Below are 17,823 nucleotides of genomic sequence, written 5' to 3'. Positions count from 1 at the left end.
GCTCATGATGAACCCGCCGGCGAAGATGAATGATCCCGTTCTTGCCAACTACATTCCTTGGGAGGGCGACGAAGGCGCATCAGCAGGTTGGTATTCCTCGGTGCTCAAGGACGGCGAAAAGATCCGCATCTGGGGTTCGGGCAAGGCTCTCCTGCCGGTCAGCTTGAAGAACGGGGGACCGGTCATCGATCTGTACGCCTATGCAGAATCCGATGACGGGGTTCATTTTACGAAGCCGGATCCGAACCGGCATCGCTTCGACGAAAAGCCGGCCGAGGTGGGCAAACACGGTCGCACCGGCGGCGTCAGCGTCTGGGTTGATCCTCATGGGCCGCCGTCAGAGCGATACAAGACGCAAGCCAAGTTCTATCCGCCCAACGCTCCGGCGGAGTTCCACGTTTGTGCTTCCCCGGACGGCTATCGCTGGACGTTGTTGTGCAAGCCGGCCATCGAGGAGATGGATACCCAGAGCATCGCCTTCTGGGATGAACGACTTGGCAAGTACCTGTTGTATACGCGAAAAAACCCGCTCCGGAACACGCCCAAGCGGTACCGGGTCGTCCGCCGGTTTGAGTCGATCGATCTTCTGAACTGGGAGAACGAGGTTTTCGTGATGCAGGCGGACGAGATCGACAATTCGACCTACGCGCCTCCGACTCCTCAGCCGCCGGTGGATTACTACGGTGCAGCGGTGTTCAAGTACCCGGAGGATTCCCCGGACGCCCTATACATCATGCTCGCGCAGGCCTTCTGGCACTGGCAGCGACGACCGGTCGAGCAGCGGCAGGGTGGATACCCGGATCACAAGTTCAGCGTTGAGGTGCTGGCGCCGGCGACGCTGGATGTCCGGCTGGCCGTAAGCCGCGACGGGATCCGCTTTCAGCGGGTCGGCGACAGGAAGCCGTTCATCGGCCTCGGGATGGAGGGAACCTTCTCAGCCAAGCGAACGTGGGCTTTGCCGAACCCGGTCCGTATGGGCGACGAACTGTGGATCTATTATTGCGGCGAGAACCGCGATCACGACGGCTTCGTCGATCCGGCGGCGTCCAAGTATCTGTGCGGCATCGATCGGGCGATTCTGCGGCTGGACGGTTTCGTTTCCGCCGACGCCGATTACACGGGCGGCGAAATCGTCACCCCGCTGATCACCTTTGCCGGCGGACGGCTGGAACTGAACTTCGACGGCGGGGCGGGCGGAAGCGTGTGCGTGGAGTTCCTGGACGAGAATGACAAGCCCATCGAGGGCTATTCCGGCGCCGCCGCCGAACCGCTATACGGCAACTCCGTTCGCCTGCCGGTGCGATGGGGCGACAAGACCGACGTCAGTTCACTGGCCGGCAAGCCGATCAGAATTCGATTCCGCATGCGCGACTGCAAACTGTACGCGTTCCAGTTTGTAGAGTGAGAGCGCGCCTTGCCTACCCGACGCCAAAGGTGAGACGGTCCTGTCCGGACTCAACGCGATTGGGGCCGTTTCTCCATGTGGACCAGGGTAAGGACTGTCGAACCAGCCGCCGTCGCGTGAACGTTTCACCGTTCAGGAATCTGGCGGTCCTCGATTGCCGGTTCGACCTTCACATTACCCTGTCTTTGCCCCGAGGAACTTACACGATCTCGTGCCCAGCGGCGGAAGACATGAAGCGGAAACGGTTCTCGACGTACTCCAGCCAATTACTCTGAGGCATGGCATAGGGCCGGAACTGTTCAAGGAGCCCCAATTCCTCGCTGTGCAGCAAGGCGCGGTACAGGCCGAGGCGATTGGCGGCCGGCGAGTCGATCAGGTTACTGGAATCTGCGGCGCTCATCTGAAAGAGCACGCGGTTATCGAACTCTCGCATGGTCTGACGGTTGAAGGTGCGTTCGAGAGTGACCGGCGTGTCAGCCCAGGCCAGCGTATGGATTCCATTCGGTGGGCCTTCCCGCAGCAGTTCGCTGAGCTGTCGGCCCGGGTCCGGCGGCGCGTCCTCATCGGTTCTCGCGAAGCTGAACTCGTCCTCCTGGCGGCGCAAGGGGCGATAGCGTTGCAGGCCGTAGATGATCAGGTACATCGAGGGGTCCGAACTTGTCACCTCGCCCTGCTGGCGGCGCTGCAACTCGGCGGTCAGCTCGTTCATGGCCTCGGTCAGTTCGCGGTACTCGACGATCCGCGTGGCGTGCGGCAGGATTGAGGCGACGCGCTGCAGGTACCCGGCCCAAGGGGCATCGACGGGTGAGCCGTCGAGGATGACGAAACGGGCCGACCGAGGGGGCTGCTGGGCGGCGAGGCTGACCATGGCCGAGGCCATCATTGCCAGTGCGGCTTCGTCGCGCTGGCCGACCATGAGCAGGTTCGAGCCGCTCTGTCGCCGAAAAGCCACCGAGGTGGGATCCTTGATCGCCACCGCCTCGCCGAGCCAGGCTTGGGGGGCGGCGGAGGTCACCGGCCAGTTCGGCGCGGCCAGGAGGCGCGCGAGCAAACGGTTCTGGGCGATTTCGGAAGGAGCGTTGCCCTCGAAGACGATGAGCGGCTCGCGGTCGACGGTTCTCTCACGAGCCTTAAGACCGACACGTTCGAGCAGTTCGTCGCGGCGATCGTCAGCCAGCCAGGCGGTCTGGAACGGGCTGATGCCGGTAATCAGGCCCCCGGCGTCGTTGTAGATGGCCTCCCCCGGTCGAGAAAGCAACCGCGCGGCCGCGTTTTCGTCGTCGAGGATCAAGCGCGAATCGGCATCCGAGCACTGCAGGGCGATGCGAACGGCCATCTGGCCGATGGTGCTGCGCGCCAGACCCGACGTTCCGCCGAGGGTCTGCGAACCGAGAATGACGTGGATGCCGAACGCACGGCCCTGCCGGACGAGTCGGTCGAGCAGGATGGCGGCGTCCTGGGCCAGTTTGTCGTCCTCGGAGAAGAAAACCTGGAACTCGTCCACGATCAACAGGGTTCGGGGCATATTCCGGCCGGTGGCCTGGCGATAGGCGGGTAGATCCTGCACGCCCGCCCGGCGCAGCAGGTCGCCGCGGCGGTTCATCTCGGCGTCGATACGGCGAAGCACGCTGAGGCCGAACTCACGATCACTCTCGATGGCCACGGCGCGGGCGTGCGGCAGGTCGTTGGTGACGTAGGTCTTGAATTCCACGCCCTTCTTGAAGTCGATCAGGTACAGCTCAACCTCTTCCGGCGGGTACCAGAGAGCCAGATTCGTGATCATCACATGCAACAGCGTTGACTTGCCCGAGCCGGTCTTTCCGGCGATGAGGGCATGTTGGGCCACGCCCCGGCCGAGACGCAGTTCCTGAATCCGCACCGCGCCGGTCCGCCCGATCGGGATTCGCAGCTCCTCGGCGGCGTTGGACGACCACATTTTCTCCGGCGAGGGCGCGATGGTGTCGAATGGCACCTCGACACGGTTGGCGTCGCGGGCCAGGTTACCGATGGCGTGCATCAAGCGGGTCAGAGTGGTCTCGGCCGGCGGCGCGTCCACCGTCAGGGGGAACTGGCGGAACACCTCATCCTGCCAGACGAATCGGCCCCCTTCGTGCAGCAGGGTAATGCTGCGCGGTCTGATGTCGTCGATCTGGATCCCGATCGGCGGCTGTTGGCGAGCGTCGTGGGCAATCAGCGTGTAGACGCCGCATCGAGCCCCGCTGCTGACAATGCTGCTCAGCCGCCGTGCGGCCTCTTCGTTAAAGCCGGCCGGGAAGTCGGCCACCACCAGGAAGCGGTACGGCTCGGCCAGCTCACCCGCCTGACGGTTGTAGGCGTCAATCGACTCGAATTCGTTGCGTAGATACTTCTGGATCACGTTCTCCATGTGGTTCGTCAGGTCGGTCAGGCGTTGCTCGATGTGGGCGGCTTCGGTCCAGATGCGCGAGTCGACCAAGGCCTCCTGGTAATCCGCCAAGTGCATGAAGCCGGCGAAGTTGCGGCCCAGTCCCACGGGATCGACGATGGTGAATCGCACCCGCCCGGGAGGCAGGGAAGTCAGCAGCCGGGCCATGACCGACTGCAATACGGCGATGGCCTCGTCACGACCGTCCGGATCGGTCTGGACCAGCAGCGAGGCGTGATGCGGCAGTGTCAGCACGGCCGGCACGCACAAGTTGGCGGGGTAATCGGCGGCGAAATTGCCCAGCCTCAGGACGTCCTCGGAAAGACGCTTCATCTCGATTTCGATCTGCCCGAAGCGAATGACCGGACTGAAACGACTCGTTGGTCGCCATTGCTGCCAGGCGGGGTCACTCCAATCCGTCAGAGCGCGGGGATCAAGGCCGGCGGTCCGATCCAGAAAAGCTCGAATGTGCTCCAGACCGATGCGACAGCGGGTCTGGAGTTCAGCTCGAGCCCGATCGTAAGCGGCCTGGCAGGCGGTCATCTCGCGTTCGTACCGGCGGCGAACCGCGGTCGTCGAACGCTCCAGACGCTGTTCCAGCCGCTGGATGAGCGGCTTCCATTCCCGGTCGGCCTTCTGGCGGTTGGCGGCGTGGCGATCCTCGATTTCCCGCTTGAGCCAGGAGTGAGCCTCATCGGCCTTTTTCATCGATGACTCGGCGGTCTTGCGGGCTTCCGCCATTTCCATGTCGTACTTCTTTTTTGCGCGGCTTTCTTCGGCCTCTCGCTTGCGAGCTGACTCGGCTTGTTTTTCCTCAAGGCGGCGGTGGAATTGGGACGAGTACTGATCCAGCGCCAGGCGCGCGTTTGCCAGTGTTGCCCGAATCGGCAGGTAGGCTTCGCGGACGCGGGCGCTCGCCTTGGGCGCAATGAGCCTGACCACGACGACGACGGCCGCGAGAGATAATCCGAACGCCGCCGGTCCGGCGATCGCGAACGGCGGCCAGCCGGCCCACCCGAGCATATGTGGCAAAGCGGCCAAGCCGACGGCAGCAGCGCAGGCGAAGATCGCCAGGAAGTAGAGCTTTGCACCCGTCAGCCAAGCGGGCCAGCTCAGTTCGGCAAGGGCGGCAATCTGTTCCTGGGCCCGTTCGACCTGTTGCTGAAACGTACCCTGCGGATTGCCCGACTCGGGGACGTGACCGGGCGGGTCCTGCGTTTCTGCAAGACGCATCTGGCCATACTGGCAAAGCAGCCAATCCGCCTGCTCGCGCAGCGTCGAGATCATCCCCTCCTGATTGGGGAAAGCCTCCTTGAACTCCTTGAGGTCCCTGGCCAATTGTTCCCTGGTCGCCTGGGCGACGCTTTCGCTCAACCACAGCTCGTGATCGAGTTTGCTCTTGGCCCGCTCCTCGGCCCTGGTCAATTCGAGAGTGATTCGCGATCGCAGCGATGCGGTGTTCTCCTCAAGGGTCCGGAGATCCGACGCGTGGAGCGATTCGATTTGAGCGATTTGTTCCTTGTAGTGCCGGCAGGCGTGGTCGAGGCGGGTCTGCAGATAGTGCTCAACCTTGTCGCGAGCCTGGTCATAGCGTTGCTGAGCCTTCCGGGACGCGGACCTGTATTTGTGCTCGAACGGCGCCTGTGCCGCCTGAACGGCTTCCACCGACAGATCAATCCATTGACGCAGGGCGGCCCGCTGCACGTCCAGGTAGTCGGACCCGCTGGACGATTCATCAGGAGGGTATTGCTTGGCTTCCTGCGACATCGGCCGTACTCCCGGTCCGCGCTCCTACTCGCAATCCTGCCGTATCTGAGCGATGACCGAACTCATATGGGCCATGGCCTCCTGGGTGACCCTGACCTCACGCAACAGCGAGTGGATATAACGTTCTTCAAACTGCCTGGCGACATCGTCTCGCCACAGAGTCCGCACCTCATCCCAGCGAGCGGCGAGGTCCTTTGCAGCCTTCCTCATGTTCGCCTGACCGGTGTGAAGGCTCACGTCCCCCTCCTTTTGTCGGCAGATTGAGACGGGCTGGGCCAGAGGATCGCGTCGCGGTCGTCCAGCAGGACCTCCAACGATTCCGCCCGCAAGACGAGCAGTGTCCCGACGGGCAGATCGAGGATCGGTGCCCACTGGGGTCCCTGAGCGATGAGTTCGCCGATTTGCACCGCCTGAAAGCGGTCTGGGGGGTCGCCTTCAACAGGTCCGGCGTACCATCCGCTGTCCTCGGGTCCGGCCGGTTCGCTCCGCTCGAAGTAGAGATGAGGCCAGGTTTCGCACCCCGTTGCGAAGACCAGTCGGGAACCGGGGGACGGCGCGGTGCGGGTGATGCCGAGGCTTGCGATGCCGTCGCGATCGGCCTGACTGACGATACGCCCGGCCAGTGGCTTGGGAATCGGTCCTACCGGAGCCTGCTGCCGGATTTCGGCAGGTGGGCTGAGCCTGCGCAGTTCGGCGTAGGCGGCCTCACGGGATTCGGGCCAGGGACTGTCCAATAACTCGGCGAGGCTGCTGGTGCGAGCAACACTGGCAAAGGCGGCGTGAAGGTCCACCTCTTCCCCGCTTGCGGCCTTGAGCGAGACGTAGGATTCCAACGACTCGATCATGCGGTCAAGTCGTGCGATGGCTGCGGGCAGCTCGCTATCGACCATCCGGCCGAGGGCCTGAACCTGCCCCTTGTACTCAAAGACCTCTTCATCAAGGCGGCGATTCCACTTTTGCACATTGGCCAGTTTCGTCTCGGCTTCTTCCAGACGTCGACGGGCCAGTTGCACGGCCTTCTCTTCATCGACGCAGGAGTAGTGTCCGCCCAAGGGCGTCTTGGTGAGTTTCTTCTGGTTCAGGGCGATCTTGGCCCGGGTCAGCAGCTCACTGCGGCTGACGATCTGTGACTTCCAGTAGCGAAGCTGCTCGTTTTTGAGCCACAGGCCGACGCGCTGGATTTCGGAATCCCCCTCGAGCAAGCCCGTTCGCGCGGTTTCGGCGAACAGACACAACGCAACGCGCAGGTCTTTCAGTTTCTCGATCGATTCCACTCGGGCGGCCTGGCTCATCGGCAGGTCCTAGTGTTGCTGAAGGTAATCCTCAATGTACCCGGCTTTTTTCAGGAGGAACGTCACATGACGCTCCGACAGCTTGAGGAAAGCGTTGAGCACTCTCATGGTCTGCTCGAACTCTTCGGCGAACTTGCGCTGCTCCTGGTCTCGCCAGGTCTTCTCCAGACTGAGCATTCGGGCATGCAGGCCGGCAATCAGGCTGTGAAGCTCCCCGTTGAAGCGGTTGAGGTCCTGAGCGAATCGCCTCAGCTCGGACGGGTCCACATAAGCTTGGGCCATGAGCGTCTCCTTGCGTCGGTACCGGCCGATCAGCACGGCGGGGAACCAGCCGGTGGCCCCTTGCGGGCCTCAACTGATTCTATCCTGAAACCCGTCTGATTTCGACAGGAAACCGACATAAGTGTCAGGCCGCCACAGGCACCCCTGCGACAGTGAATGACCGGGACGGGTCTTTGGTGTGGTCAATTCTCAGGAGCCGGCGAGGGATTGCATCGGGTAGATGACGGAGCCCAATGATGAGTATCCATAGCCGCGGGTGCGCGACCGTCTGGGCTAGCATGCCGACCGGTCCAGGTTGGGCGATCAACGCTCTTCATGGGGTTTCCCCGCCAAAGGCAGGCCGGCCGTGATACGGCCGGTCAGTGGTCGCCTGCTGTTCTTCTTCCTTTCTATGGTCTCAGCCCGTTTCAACGGGCTTACCTGACAAGGACAGGCCCGTCAAAACGGCCTCGATGGGGTAACACAGTGAAGGAGGAATTGGCCGACCGTGAACCAGTCGTAAAACGACCGGCCTGTTTGCCCTTCGGGAAAGACCGCTGAAGCTGAAGCGGTCTGCGTCCGGCTTGCGTTCACGACAACCGGGTCAGCCGCCAGGAGTGCCGCCGCTTCTGTTACCGGCCCCGTAGCCGCTCGCGGGAGCAGACGTCTCATCGAATGGAGGCCGTGATGATATAATATCACGCCATGGTTTCCGAATTGCCGGAAGGAGAGTCACCCGAGAGGCTGACGGACGCGCAGTCACCGAGGCTGTCGGCCGATCCGCGCGAGGCCTTGTTGAACAAGATTCGTCACCTGCCCAGGACGCCCGGGGTGTATCTGTTCAAGGACGCACAGGGCCGGGTGCTCTATGTTGGAAAGGCCAAGGACCTCCGCAGCCGCGTGAGCAGCTATTTCCAGAACTCGACCGACCTGCTGGCCACGCGAGGGCCGGAGATCGCCCACATGGCCTCGCTGGCGGTGGACCTGGACTTTCTCGATTGCGAGACGGAGGTCGACGCCCTGTTGCAGGAGAACCGGCTGATCAAGGACATCCAGCCGCCGTATAACGACCGACTTCGTGACGACAAGACCTTCCCATACCTGGAGATCACGACCTCCGACGACTTTCCGGGCGTCTACGTTACCCGGAAGCCCCGACTCAAGGGCAACAAGTTGTTCGGTCCGTTCACCAACGCCGCCGGCGTTCGCGATGCAGTTAATGCCCTTCAAAAGGTGTTCAAGTTCAGAACGTGCGAACTGGAGATCGTTGACGGCGATGAGCGGCGGCGCTATTTTCGACCGTGCCTGCTGCATTCCATCAGCCGTTGCACCGCCCCCTGCGCCGATCGCATCTCGAAGGAGGAGTACCGCAAGGATATTGAGCGGCTCAAGAAGTTTCTCGCGTCCAAGCGAAGCGTGGTGTTGCGGCAGTTGAATCGGGAGATGGAGCAGGCCGCCCGACATCAGGAATACGAAATCGCCGCCAGGCTGCGCGACGAGATCAAGGCTCTCGAAGCCCTCTCGTTATCGGGAGATCCGAATGCGGACGTGCAGCCGGAGGTGTTCTACATCGATCCGGCCGAGGGATTGGCCAAGCTGGGCGAGATCCTGGATCTCGACCGGGCTCCGCGGTCTATCGAGGGAATCGATATCGCCAATCTTCACGGCGAGGAGTCCTGTGGTTCGCTGGTCTGTTTCATCGACGGTAAGCCCTTCAAGAACGGCTACAAACGTTTCCGCATCAAGACGGTCGAAGGCATCGACGACTACGCCATGATCCGCGAGGTGGTCCTGAGGCGGTACCGGCACGCGGCCGAAGGAGAGGAACTATACCCGGACGTCATCCTGATCGACGGGGGTTTGGGGCAGCTCCACGCCGCTCTGAGCGCCTTCGACGAGATGAACATCGCCCCGCCCATGGTGGTTTCTCTGGCCAAGCGGGACGAGGAAATCTACATCCAGGCCCGGAGCAGACCGGTCCGCCTGGCACGTAACGATCCGGCGCTGCGTCTCTTACAGCAAGTTCGCGACGAGGCCCACCGCTTCGCGCAGCATTACCATCACCTCCTGCGGCGCAAGAAGACCTTCGAGGAGGATGTGGCCGCCGGACGCAAGCCGCCCAGGGCCGCTCGGCCCGAGGGGGGGCGTCCGAAAAGACCGGGCGCCTCCGGGCAATAGGCCCGGATTACCTGTCGCCCTTGGCGGTCGCCTGGAACGTCCGGAAGTGCATGGCATGGGGGTCGTCGGAGACTTTCTCCCCTGCGGGTCAGAATGAACAATTCTTCGTCCGACCCGTCTCATACTAGTGGTTACCTTGCGTTTGGGCGTCTTGCATCGTAGGATTCACTGGAAGGCGGCGTCAACTGAGCGTGTCCGGCGTTTGACTGGCATAAAGGGGGACGCCGGTGGCTGCGCCCACTAATGGAGAGGCCTGAAAGATGTTTGTCATTTCGCCGGCATGGGGTCGGTCGACAGGGGCCGATAAGCACCTGCCGATCAGGCTGGCAACGGTGATGGTCGCGGCGTCGCTGATCTTCTGCATATCAGAAGCCTCCGCTGCTTGTGGATTTGACTGGAAACCAGGGGAGTCCCCACAGGGTCTGAGCTACGAAGGCTATGCCATGGCCGTTTACGACGACGGCGGCGGCCCGGCACTCTACGTTGCGGGGGGGTTCGAAACGGCCGGCGGCGTCAAGGTTTGCGGCGTTGCTCGGTGGGACGGACGTTACTGGTCGCCCGTCGGGGGTGGTGTGAGCAAGCCCTCCGGGTGCGGGCAAGTCAAGGCCTTGGTGGTGCACGACGGCGAACTCGTGGCCGCCGGTTCGTTTGCCATGGCCGGCAACACAGCAGCGGCCAATATCGCCCGCTGGAACGGGAGTCGCTGGGCTCCGCTCGGCGAGGGAACGAATTTCGACGTCCTGGCGCTGGCGATTTACGGCAATGATTTGATTGCCGCGGGAAACTTCACCACGGCAGGGGGCGTTTCTGCCAACCGGATTGCGCGGTGGAACGGCGAAACATGGTCGCCCCTCGGTTCGGGGCTTAATGACGCCGTCGGAACGTTGCACGTCCACGAAGGGGAGCTGATCGCGGGCGGGCGATTCACAATGGCCGGCGGATTGAAAGCCAACCAGATCGCCCGATGGAACGGGAGTGAATGGCAGTCCGTGGGAGGCGGAGTGACGGCCGGGTCAAACCCCAATGTCAGTGCCTTGCTCAGTTACGGGGACCATCTGGTTGTCGGCGGGTTCTTCGCCGCGCTTGGCGGCGTTGCCTGCAAGAACATCGGCATCTGGGACGGAAGCAAGTGGGCACCGCTCGGCGAGGGAACGGATGCGTCGGTCCTGGATCTGACGCTGTATAACGGGGAGCTGATTGCCGGCGGGTTCTTCGAAAAGGCCGGCGGGAAACCGGCTCGCCACATTGCCCGGTGGGACGGCGAGACGTGGAGTCCATTGGCGGGCGGGCTGATGAGTTACGTCATTGCCCTTGCGGTGTATGGAGACGATCTGATCGCAACCGGCTCGGGAACGGTCGCGGGAGGTGTTCGGGCTGACAACATCGCTCGATGGGATGGAACCAGGTGGTTTCCGCTCGGGGCGGCCATGGACCACAGCCCCTACGCATTTGCGGACTACAATGGTGAACTCATAGCGGGCGGAGAGTTTACGTACCTCAATGGGGTCAGGTGCAACGGGATCGCCCGGTGGAGCGGGTCGGCGTGGGTCTCGCTCGGCGAAGGCGTTGCCGGGGGCAAAGACGGAACTCAGGTCAGGGCTTTGACCGTCTACCGGGGTGAGCTGATCGCCGGCGGCAATTTCGCTCAAGCCGGCAGAGTCGGTGCCAAGAACGTGGCGCGCTGGAACGGCAGCTCATGGGCGCCGCTCGGACAGGGCTTCAATGGGCCGGTTCGTGCCCTTATTGTCTGCAAGGGTGAACTGATTGCCGGAGGCACGTTCACCACTTCGGGGGGGACCACGCTTAACGGCATCGCCCGCTGGGACGGGGAAGCATGGATGCCACTGGGCAATGGTGTAAGCGGGACTTGGAGTCCCGGTGTCTACTGTCTGGCCGCGTTCGCCGGCGACCTTTATGCGGGTGGCTTGTTCTTGAAAGCCGGCGGCGAGACGGTGAATCATGTTGCCCGGTGGGACGGGGCCGAATGGCATTCGCTTACCGGGGGAGTCACCGGCTCGGGGTATCCCGATGTTCCGGTCACGGCGTTGGCCGTCTTCAACGACGAGCTGATTGCCGGCGGACTGTTCACCGCTGCAGGGGGCGTTCACGCCGCCGGTGTCGCGAGATGGGATGGCAAGGGTTGGTCCGCCATGGAGGACGAGAATGCTGGCGGGCCGCGTCAGGTGCACAGCCTTGCGGTCCATAACGGCCAACTGATAGTCGGTGGCTCGTTCCCCAGCCAGGGTCTGCTTTCGGCGGACGGCCTGGGCCGCTGGGACGGCGCAGCATGGAGTCCGGTCGGTCGTGGAATTGCGATGGGCTCGGTGTATGCGATGGCAGTGCACAGGGGCGAGTTGCTCGCCGGCGGCTCCTTCCTGGCGGCCGGGGGCAAAACTTCCGCTCGATTTGCCCGGTGGGCGCCGGTCGAGCCGACGGTCGAGATCCACCAGTGGCGCAGCAGCCGCTACCACGGCGGGTCAATCAGCGGGGAGCTGGCAGTCAGGATCGACGCCTCGGCCACCACCGGCCGGCGGATCACCACGGAAACGCGACAGGGCGGCGTACAGAAGATCATCGTCGACATCACCGGCCCGGAGGATGGCAGACTGGAGCTTGAGGGCCGGGTGGCGGCAGAAGAGGTCGGCGGGGCCGGATACTCCTACCCCGCCGTACACCAGACGCTGACCCACGATGGCGAGGGCAGCTACACGTTGGTACTCGAATGGCCCGAGGGACTGCCCGACCAGCAGTCTTACCGCATCGATCTGGGAGCGAACCTTACCTGTCTCAAGGGCGATACGGACGCCCTCATTCGCAGCCTGACCGGCGACGTGACCGGTGACGGCGTCGTTGATAGCGCCGACCTGCTGGAGGCCAAGTCGCGCATCTCGCGGCCGGTCATGCCCGACAACATCATCTTTGACGTCAACATCGACGGCTCGCTCAACGCCACGGACGTGCTGACCATCCGCGCGTTCCAGGATCGCGCGGCCATGTCGCCGTGAGACCGGCGCAAGTCTTGCCGTGAGCGCGGCACCCAGAGCAGATGTGATTCCACCACCGGCGGCGTCCTGTTGTCATCAAGCCCACACGAAGGAAAGCTGAGACTCACTGAATATGGCCGACAGGAGGTCGTGTCCGGTTGCGGGCATAATCCGAGGCGCTATACAATGACCACGCGCTCGCGGTGACTCAGTCGCGCCATTCGGGCCGACGCGCAATCACGCACATCCTTGAGGGAATGGAGAACCATGAGACTTCGCAGCCGTACACCAAACCTCACAACATTATCAGCAATGATGACCCTTGCCGTCGCATGTGTGTCGGCTTTCTTTCTTCCCGAAGCCGGGGCAAGCGACGCCTCCAATCGGTTTGTGATCATCTCGGACACGCAAAACATCGAGGGTGTGGACCAAATGACCCGCGAAATCATTGAGCTCGCCCCGTCGTTTGCGGTGGCCGTGGGCGACATGCCAAGCGGCTTTGACACCCGGGTGAGTTTCTTCCGGCGGCTGCGCGAGGCCAACATTCCCATTCACATCGCAATGGGTAATCATGACGGTGGCACCAAGATGGCGGTGCGATCCTGCCTTCCGCCGTATCCCTTTAACGACGAGGTCGACCCGGCCCTGCGCTTTGTCGTCGAGAACAAGTACTACTACTCATTTAACCGCGGAGGAATTCACTTTGTGATTGTGGACACCTCCACCGCGGACACGGAGCAGCACATCCAGTGGCTGGAGGCGGACCTGATCCGCCACGTCAACAACCCGAAGAAGTATCCCACCTTGCTATTCATGCACTATCCTGACTGGATGATGGGCAAGAATGCCGGAACGGGCGGCCCTGTTTATCGTGTTCTGGCAGCGCATCCCGAGGAGCACACTGTCAAGGCTGCGTTCGCGGGGCATACGCACGATGGAAAACACTATCCTCCCGAAGAAACCCTTGGGATTCCGCTGTATACTCTCTATCCGTCGGCCCCGTTCGGCGATGCCACGCACACCGAGTATGTCGTGGCCACGGTCACGCCGAACGCCATTGCCTTCGAGCGCAAAGCCATCCTCGACGAAGGTCGCGGCAAGGACTTCGTGATCCAGCCGGTCAAGGGCGAATTTGGGAGGCTGGACAAATGAGGCAATCCCACCTGCAATCGTCGATTTTGCTCTTCCTGTTAGGCGTTCCGGTAGCCGCGGCCGCGGTTGACGATTCCGGAATCATGGTCCACGGAAGTACGGGAGCGCCCGGCGGTACGGCGGCCGGCCTCACAACTTACTTGTCCGATCCCAAGATGGGGCCTCCGATCATCTGTCGCCCGACCCACGAGTACAGCGGTCAGTGGGTTGCTCGCGTACCCGGCCGTGGCGTCTATACCGCGGCGATCGAGGAGGCCTACGGGTTCGGTCCGGCCTTGCGACCGGCAGCGATTGTCAGTGAGACCGGTTTCAATCGCATCCACATCGAGTTGCCGTTTCAGTATGACCTTCTCCAAGGCGGCAAACCGGCGGATGCCGACCATGCCGAGTTCGGCCAGGTTTTCGTCGCTCCCGGCACCGCGATCACCGGTATTGCGTTTCAGAACGCCGACGGCGTTTTGATCGCGCTGCATGAAGGCAATGCCGCCGGAAGACAGATCGGCCAGGCCGTCTGCGCGAGCAGCAACTACCCTTACGGCGCCCTGCCCACCATTCCGGGAGGGAAGTACTACCTGCGTTTCACACGTGCTGACGGCTCACCATTTCGAATGCACGTGGTTGCGGACAACCGCTATCCCGACGGTTCGGCCTATATGGACGGCAAGAGCCAGTCCTCGCTGGACCTGGCCTTGCGGATTCAATACAACCCGGCCGGACAGATCATCCGCCACCGGCCGCGGTTCACCGAGGTCTACAAGACGGCGAGCAAGACCTACGGCCAGACGTTCGTCGCGAAAGGCACCAGTCTGGCTATGTTGAGTGTTTTTCCCGCTGTCGGCGACGGACCCACCGTCGCACCGATCATTCGCATTCTTGAATCCGGTCCTGAAGGCAAGGCGCTCGGGCCGGCGATAGAGAGTCGTATCCTTCTTTTCAGTCCAGGTCAGATGAACCTGGCACCTGGGAAGAGGTATTACATTGAAGTGTCTGCCCCGGCGAAAGACGGCCCGGTTCGCTTGTGGACCTCCAGGACCGATGATTTCAAGGACGGCGAGCTTTTCGTCGACGGCACGCCGGTTGCTGACCGCGACTTGGCGGTGATTCTCATCGAGTATGAGCCGGACAAGGTGCCGCCGCCCTCAGCGACGGCGGTGAATTGGCGACCGGGGGCGTCGCCTTATGCTCAGCGATATTCCGCCGACGGACGCGTGCGTCTGGTCTGGGATATACCGGCCGACGGGGACATCACCAGCATGATCATTAGTCGCCTTCGCTTGAGCGAAGGTGGCGTGCAAGCCGAACCGGAACTGATTGCCGAGATCCCTGCATCTGCGCCGGGGCGATATCAGTATGCGGAATCAGGACTCGAGAATGGTCAGCCCTACCGTTACACCATCCGAACCGTCGATGCGGCCGGAAACGAGTCGGAACCGCTTGCAGGCCCTGTGATGCCCCGACCGGCGATCCCGATGGTCGCGGAATTGCTCAACGGCGATTTCAGCGGGCCGGGTGATTCGGGTCTGCCTTACGGATGGATGACGAAGACCATTGCGGGGACGGTCCCGGCATTTAAGCTTGATGCTCCGGACGGCAGTCGCAATCCAATCCCTGCGGCCGGGTGGGAGGTCTCGGAGGAAGCCCGTTTTTCTGATACGGTGCTATACCAGCACGTGCCTTGCGAGAAGGGGCGCCGCTATCAACTCGCGGCCGAGGTCCGCTTGTGGAATCCGTGGAATAACCAGCAGATGATCATTTGCGCCCAACTCGGGATCGATCCGACGGGCGGCGATGATCCTCTTGGCCGGTCCGTTGTCTGGGGCTCGCCCACCTATCAGCGCGAGAAATGGACGATGCTTGCGACTGCCGCCGCCGCCGAGGCGGATTCCATCACGGTTTACCTGCGGGGCCACTCGCAGTACTCCCATTTGATGAACACGCGGTTCCGGAGCGTCACGTTGGCCGAAATCCCTGTCGGCCGTTGACGACCGATCAGACGCCTACTAGACTTCCAACGTCTGTCGTGGCACGAGCTTACGGTGACCCAGGGGCTGGGAATGCGGGTTCTCTTCATCTATCCGAACCTCAACGCCGAGGAGGGGTTTAACCACGGGGTGGCTGCGTTGTCAGGGGGGATAAAACTGCGGGGGCATGTCACCGGACTGCTGAACATCAATGAAGCCTTGTACGAAATCCCCGGCGACGAGGAGATTGTTGAGAAGATCCGGCAGTGGCGGCCGGACTTCGTGGCCTTCTCGGTCATGACCCAGCAGTACAAGTTCGCCTTGCGTCTGGCCAAGGCCATCAGGCGGGCCATGCCGGCCGTGCCGATCGGTGTCGGGGGTGTACACGCCATCATGTGTACCCAGCAGATCGTCAATGACGGTTTCTGGGACTATATCGGGGTCGGCGAGTGCGACACGGCCTTTCCCGAGTTGATCGACAAGCTTGCGGCCGGCGACCCGACCGCCCGCGATACTCCCAACTTCCTTGTCCGTAACGCCGACGGCACCTACCGCGAGAACCCGCTCGGCCCATTCCCCGACCCGGCCGACATCGCCCCCACCGACTACGAGCTTTATGACCTGCCGCACATGCTGCCGCGCAAGAACGGGTGGCAGAGCATGCTGACCTCGCGGGGCTGCCCCTACCGCTGCAGTTACTGTTTCAACCACGAGGTATCCGACCGTTACTTCACCGAGGGCGGTTATTCTCGGCGCAGCTATCTTCGCAACTATCCGATCGATCGGATTATCGGTGAGATGCGGGAACTCAAGAGCCGGCACCCCTACCTGGAGACGTTCATCTTCGATGACGACCTGTTCACGCTGAACAAGGATTATTGCATTCGTTTCGTCGAGGCGTATACGGCATCGGGCATCAATGTCCCGTTTGTGCTCAACGCCCACGTGCAGGCTTTCAGCGAGCCGATTGCCAAGGCCCTGTCGCAGTCGCCCTGCATGATCGTCAAATTCGGCGTCGAAAGCGGCAGCGACGAGCTTCGCCGCAAGATCCTCGACCGCCACATGAGCAACCAGGCGATCATCGACGCCTTCGACCTGTGCCACCGGTACGGGCTGCACAGCTCCGCGTTTCTGATGTTCGGCCTGCCTTACGAGACGCGGTCAATGATGGAAGAGACCATCGACCTGATGGCCAAGATCAGGCCGGGGCGGTTCCGCTGGGCGATCTTCTTTCCGTTCCCCGGCACCAAGAGCTACACCATCTGCCAGCTCGGCCGCCTGATCGACTACCGCAAGATGGACGCGATGGACAACTACTTCTGCGCATCGTGCCTCAAGTTCGACGAAGCCGCCGACCTGTTCATTCGCAAGCTCCAGCGAACGTTTCACTGGTACGTCAACGCCCGGGCGGGCCTGCCGCTGTCGAGCGAATATCAGAAGATGGTGGACGACGTCGAGGCGATGGACGCCGCCGCCTGGCACGAGGCCTCAGAGACGCTTCTGGCCCGCGATCGCAAGATCTCCAACGATCATCTGGCGAAGGTGAAGCCCGGCGATGCCGAGGCCATGGACCGGCTGCGGCACTATTCGATCCGCTATACCGAGGTCATGGCGGTCAGCAGTGATTTCGTGCTGGCCGAGAAGGGTGACTACAAGAACGAGGCCGCCCGCCGTTGGAAGGCCTTCCGCGAGCAGATCGATCAGGCTCGCGCCGCCGCGGCCGAGATGGCGACGGCCGGTGCCGCCGCCAGGCCATCACCCAAGGATGCGCCCCTGCCCATGCTGCGGATCACGGAGTCTCCCGGACCTTATAGCAACGGCTCGTAGCCGCAACTCTTGACGAGCCACGGGGTTTATCCCCGTGGTCTTCGTTGCACGTGCAGAAGACCGGCAGGATGAATCCGCCGGCGGCGAACCCGCCGGCTCGTCAAGGCAAGCCCGGCAGGGCGTGTTCTGCGCGCCAACTTCCGGCCGGCCGACCGTTTGTGCCGATCTTGCTGCGTCTTGGATCCCGAGGCTCCATTCAGCCCGCCTTCGGCTCCGAGGCTGATACGTGTTTAGCGTGCAAGACAGCGGGTCAGGCACTTTTTTTTTCGCGCCGCCGAGCCCCCGCCTGACTGAGCCAACCACTCCAGATTGCACGGCGAACTGCATTGGGGCAAAAAGAGCCAGACCCCAGCACGCTAAACACGCTCTGAGGCTGAGCCTCAGGCTCGAAGAGAGCTCATCGCCGAGGGCAGACCCGAAGGGAGCAAGGTCGAGGGAGCCGTGCCGAGGGGCTGATCCTGATCGTATCCATCCGGCCCGCAGATCATGGGATTGACGCAGATGGAAAACAAGTGGGGCCGACGCCCTCGTCGGCCCTTTCTCTCGCCCGGTACCACTGGTTGCCGGCCCGCCCGTGCCCGATGCTCAAACA

The 17,823-nt window shown here is 62.5% G+C and carries 10 protein-coding genes; 6 read left to right on the top strand and 4 right to left on the bottom strand.

The window, feature by feature from the left end; genetic code table 11:
• Positions 1–1,405 (top strand): hypothetical protein (locus PLL20_17570; GenBank protein HPD31804.1); only part of this gene is annotated, 1,405 nt, incomplete at its 5' end.
• Between the two features lie 199 nt (positions 1,406–1,604).
• Here PLL20_17570 and PLL20_17565 read toward each other — a convergent pair.
• From PLL20_17565 to PLL20_17550, 4 genes are read right to left on the bottom strand one after another with little or no spacing between them, the layout of a single operon-like run.
• Complete coding sequence (locus PLL20_17565; GenBank protein ID HPD31803.1) at positions 1,605–5,576, bottom strand: FtsK/SpoIIIE domain-containing protein; 3,972 nt, start codon at positions 5,574–5,576, stop codon at positions 1,605–1,607.
• Positions 5,577–5,600: 24 nt separating this feature from the next.
• The gene (locus tag PLL20_17560; GenBank protein HPD31802.1) at positions 5,601–5,813 is read right to left on the bottom strand and encodes a hypothetical protein; all 213 of its coding nucleotides are present in this window, start codon (positions 5,811–5,813) and stop codon (positions 5,601–5,603) included.
• Complete coding sequence (locus PLL20_17555; GenBank protein HPD31801.1) at positions 5,810–6,868, bottom strand: hypothetical protein; 1,059 nt, start codon at positions 6,866–6,868, stop codon at positions 5,810–5,812. The genes PLL20_17560 and PLL20_17555 overlap by 4 nt, the downstream gene beginning before the upstream one ends.
• 9 nt (positions 6,869–6,877) lie before the next feature.
• Positions 6,878–7,150, bottom strand: coding sequence for a WXG100 family type VII secretion target (locus PLL20_17550; protein ID HPD31800.1), 273 nt, complete (start codon positions 7,148–7,150; stop codon positions 6,878–6,880).
• 774 nt (positions 7,151–7,924) lie between these two features.
• On the opposite strand from PLL20_17550, the gene PLL20_17545 reads away from it, so the two are divergent.
• The 5 genes from PLL20_17545 to PLL20_17525 all read left to right on the top strand — a co-directional run bounded on the left by PLL20_17545 (position 7,925) and on the right by PLL20_17525 (position 17,231).
• Positions 7,925–9,307, top strand: coding sequence for an excinuclease ABC subunit UvrC (locus tag PLL20_17545; GenBank protein ID HPD31799.1), 1,383 nt, complete (start codon positions 7,925–7,927; stop codon positions 9,305–9,307).
• A gap of 260 nt (positions 9,308–9,567) precedes the next feature.
• On the top strand, positions 9,568–12,312 hold the full coding sequence (locus PLL20_17540) for a dockerin type I domain-containing protein (GenBank protein HPD31798.1): 2,745 nt from the start codon (positions 9,568–9,570) through the stop codon (positions 12,310–12,312).
• Positions 12,313–12,603: 291 nt separating this feature from the next.
• Positions 12,604–13,443, top strand: a complete 840-nt coding sequence (locus PLL20_17535) for a metallophosphoesterase (GenBank protein HPD31797.1) — start codon at positions 12,604–12,606, stop codon at positions 13,441–13,443.
• Positions 13,440–15,425 carry a hypothetical protein gene (locus PLL20_17530; protein HPD31796.1) on the top strand — a complete coding sequence of 662 codons (1,986 nt, stop codon included), beginning with the start codon at positions 13,440–13,442 and terminating at the stop codon, positions 15,423–15,425. Before PLL20_17535 ends, PLL20_17530 begins: the two co-directional genes overlap by 4 nt.
• A 54-nt stretch (positions 15,426–15,479) precedes the next feature.
• Positions 15,480–17,231 carry a radical SAM protein gene (locus tag PLL20_17525; GenBank protein ID HPD31795.1) on the top strand — a complete coding sequence of 584 codons (1,752 nt, stop codon included), beginning with the start codon at positions 15,480–15,482 and terminating at the stop codon, positions 17,229–17,231.
• Positions 17,232–17,823: the final 592 nt, after the last annotated feature.

The organism is Phycisphaerae bacterium (genome assembly GCA_035384605.1).
GTDB lineage: Bacteria > Planctomycetota > Phycisphaerae > UBA1845 > PWPN01 > JAUCQB01.
Note: the sequence above shows the minus strand (reverse complement) of the source record. Positions and strands in the feature narration are given on the sequence as shown.

Excerpts from the sequence above, each read along its gene's own strand:
- PLL20_17540 (HPD31798.1), top strand. The coding sequence starts at position 9,568 with ATGTTTGTCATTTCGCCGGCATGGGGTCGGTCGACAGGGGCCGATAAG.
- PLL20_17550 (HPD31800.1), bottom strand. The coding sequence starts at position 7,150 with ATGGCCCAAGCTTATGTGGACCCGTCCGAGCTGAGGCGATTCGCTCAG.
- PLL20_17535 (HPD31797.1), top strand. The coding sequence starts at position 12,604 with ATGATGACCCTTGCCGTCGCATGTGTGTCGGCTTTCTTTCTTCCCGAA.
- PLL20_17565 (HPD31803.1), bottom strand. The coding sequence starts at position 5,576 with ATGTCGCAGGAAGCCAAGCAATACCCTCCTGATGAATCGTCCAGCGGG.
- PLL20_17530 (HPD31796.1), top strand. The coding sequence starts at position 13,440 with ATGAGGCAATCCCACCTGCAATCGTCGATTTTGCTCTTCCTGTTAGGC.
- PLL20_17555 (HPD31801.1), bottom strand. The coding sequence starts at position 6,868 with ATGAGCCAGGCCGCCCGAGTGGAATCGATCGAGAAACTGAAAGACCTG.